This is a genomic window from Brevundimonas sp. EAKA, from assembly GCF_000698025.1.
Classification (GTDB): Bacteria; Pseudomonadota; Alphaproteobacteria; order Caulobacterales; family Caulobacteraceae; genus Brevundimonas; species Brevundimonas mediterranea_A.
Map to the genome: position 1 here is coordinate 1 of NZ_JMQR01000206.1, position 3,130 is coordinate 3,130.

General features: G+C 67.3%; 4 protein-coding genes. All 4 read right to left on the reverse strand.

Translation table 11 applies throughout. From position 1 onward, the window contains the following. Nucleotides 1-1,412 (reverse strand): APC family permease (locus ER13_RS16705; RefSeq protein WP_035311120.1); only part of this gene is annotated, 1,412 nt, incomplete at its 3' end. Continuing rightward, a complete protein-coding gene (gene ptcA / locus ER13_RS16710) occupies nt 1,405-2,463 on the reverse strand; it encodes a putrescine carbamoyltransferase (protein WP_052005175.1) in 1,059 nt (352 codons plus the stop codon). The genes ptcA and ER13_RS16705, both read right to left, overlap by 8 nt. A 97-nt stretch (nt 2,464-2,560) precedes the next feature. Continuing rightward, on the reverse strand, nt 2,561-2,884 hold the full coding sequence (locus ER13_RS16715) for a hypothetical protein (RefSeq protein WP_035311122.1): 324 nt from the start codon (nt 2,882-2,884) through the stop codon (nt 2,561-2,563). Continuing rightward, nucleotides 2,881-3,130, reverse strand: a 250-nt coding sequence (locus ER13_RS18810; protein ID WP_035311123.1) for a hypothetical protein, incomplete at its 5' end; no start/stop codon positions are given. The genes ER13_RS16715 and ER13_RS18810, both read right to left, overlap by 4 nt.

The window sequence follows — 3,130 nt, forward strand, 5'->3', positions numbered from 1 at the left end:
GGGGGGGGGGGGGGGCCCCGGCGGTTGGCCTTCATCACGCCGATGACGATCTCGCCGAGCCCCAGGATCAGCAGCACGCCGGTCAGGATCGGGCCGGTCTTGCGCCAATCCACCGGCTGTCCTGGAACCCAGAGGAAGAAGAAGATCGCCTGAACGATGAACAGGGTGCAGACCAGCGCCATGACGCTGGCCCCGATCGCGCCCCCGGGAACCCGGTAGGGACGGGGCGTCTCCGCGTCGCGGGCTCGGAGACGCAGGAAGGCGGGGAACAGGACCAGATAGGGCAGCAGGAAGATGACCGAGCTGAAGGCGAACAGCGACCAGAACAGGTCCTCGGCGCTGCTGGCGAAGACGCCATAGACGACGATCACGAAGGTCGAGACCAGGCCGGTGAGGAGATAGGCTCCGACCGGGGTCTGGTTGGACTTACGCAGCCGCCCGAACACCGCCGGCAGTTCGCCGTCGGCCGCTGCGGCCTGGGCGGTGCGGTTGGCGCCCATGGACCAGGTGACCAGATTGGCCAGGATGGTGAACACCGCCCCGACGCCGATGAGGGGGATGATCACGTCCAGCCCCGGAGCGCCGGCCATCAGCGACCTCAGGGTGTCGAGCAGGCCTTCGATCAGGCCGATGTCCTTGACGGGCAGGGCCACGAGAATGCCGAAGGTCGCCAGCAGGTAGAAGCCCGAGATCAGCAGGCCGGCCGTGATGACCGCGATCGGCACGTCGCGGGCGGGGTTGCGCATCTCTTCGCCGGCCCCCGAGACCAGTTCGAAGCCCATGAAATTGTAGACAATGACCGGAAGGAAGGCGAGACCGGCGCCCCATTGCGGGATCAGGCTCGGCCAGGACAGGTCGTTGGCCGGTCCCCGGGTGGTCAGGACGTAGATCCCCGCACCGCCGATCAGCAGCATGATGGCGGCCTTGATGACCGCCCCCAGATTGGGCACCCATTTGGCCGTCGCCAGGCTGGTGACGCCGATCAGGACGGTCAGCCAGGAGGCCCCGATCCCGATGCCGATCTTGCCCCACAGGCTCATCTCGACGCCGGTGATCTGGGCGATCAGTCCGGCCATCAGGATGTATCCCGACGGCATCCACAGGGCGACGTTGACCCAGTAGTGCCAGGTCGTGCGCGCCGCCCAGCGATCGCCGAAGGCGCGCCGGATCCATTGCTGGATGCCGCCCTCGCCGGGATAGGCCGCCCCCAGTTCAGCGGTGATCAGGCCGTAGGGGATGAAGAACAGCAGGAAGGTGATCACCCACCACGACAGGGCCGAGGGGCCGATCGCCGCCGATGCGGCCAGGGTGTCGATCACCAGGATGGCGCAGACGGTGAACAGGGTGACGTCGAACAGGCCCATGACGCGCTTGAAGCGCGGGCGCGGCGTGGCGGAAACAGCGTCAGACATGGCGGTCGACCTCCGACAGGACAGCCGGCGAAGCCGGCTCGGTGAGGGGATGGTGCTTGAGAAACTCTGCAATGCGCCCGGCATGCCAATGCGAGCGCGCGGCCGACCGCGGCTTCAGGCGCGGGGCGACGAAGGCGGCGAGAATGGCCTTTTCCGCGTGCAGCCGGTTCTCGGACTGGTCGTAGATGATCGAGCGAGGGCCATCCATCACGGCGTCCGTCACCTCGACGCCTCGCGAGGCGGGCAGGCAGTGCATGAATTTGGCGTGCGCCGGGGCATGGGCCAGCAAGGCCTCATTGATTTGGTACCGGGGCATGAAGGCGGCGGTGCGCTCAGGGATTTCGGCCTCCTGGCCGACCCACCACCACAGGTCTGTATAGACGAAATCCGCCCCGGCCACGGCGGCCTGCGGATCCTCGGTGGCCGTGAAGGAGCCGCCGGACGCAGCGCAGTTGGCCCGGGCGATCGCCTGCCACGCCTCGGGGGCCTGGTAGCGGGCGGGCGCGCAATGGGTGAAGTTCAGGCCCAGCCGGGTGCAGATCATCATCAGCGACGAGCAGACATTGGTCGCGTCGCCGATGAAGGCGACCCGCAAATCCTCGAGCCGTTTCCCGTCCGGACTGTGCTCGATCATGGTGAAGACGTCGCACAGCACCTGGGTAGGGTGATTGTAGTCGGTCAGGCCGTTGATCACCGGGACGGTCGCCCAGCGCGCCAGTTCGGTCACCGTGGCGTGTTTCAGGGTCCGCGCCTCGATGGCGTCGACCATCCGGCTCATCACCCGGGCGGTGTCCTTGATGCTCTCGCGAACGCCGAGGTGAATCTCCCCGGGCTTCAGATAGAGGGCGTGCCCGCCGAGCCGCGTCATGGCGACCTCGAACGAGATACGGGTTCGGGTCGAAGGCTCCTCGAAGATCATCCCGAGGGAGGCCCCCGCCAGCAGAGGCGGCAAGCCTCCCTGTTTGTCGGCGGCCTTGAGCAGGCCGGTCAGCTCCAGCAGCGACCGGAGCTCGGTGCTCGTGAAATCTTGCGTGTCGATGAAATGACGCATCGTCCTGTCCCGCGCTTCGAGCCCTGGATACTAGGGGCAAGGTCGGTAGACGATCTGATCCAGATCAAGTCGGTGATCATCGCTCGCTGTCGGCTCGTCAAAGGCAGTAGGTCGTGACCACCGTCGGCAACAGCGTCCAGACCGCCGCGATCAGTCCCACCCAGGCTGTGGCGCGACTGACGAAGCGCACGAACGGCGAGGGCGAACTGAAGCGCGCGGCGTGAAGGGCCAGGATCAGACCCACCTGCAGCAGCACCGCCAGCCCATAGGCGCCCCCCATCAGCAGGCGCGGGACGGAGACCAGGCCGAAAGCCGACCCGCCGATCCCGTGTCCGCAGATCAGCCCGTGCAGGCCGTACACAGCGCTGAAGCTGGCCAGCCAGACCAGGGGCGCGACCAGGATGCGCAGGATATCCCTCACGCCAGCAATCCCGGAAGATGGGCGACGACGAGGATCAGCGTCGAGGCGCCGGCCAGGTAGTCGACCCAAAGGGTCACCACCGGGAATTCGGCCTGACGGCTGGGCGAGGTGAAGCCCCTGACGACGCGGGCGGTGAGGAAGGCGGCCATCAGGGCCGCCAGGACGGCGTGAAACAGGGCGTAGGATCCGAGCACCAGGAGCGTCGCTCCATAGGCGTGGTCGCCGGGCGTCGGGGCCCGCAGGACC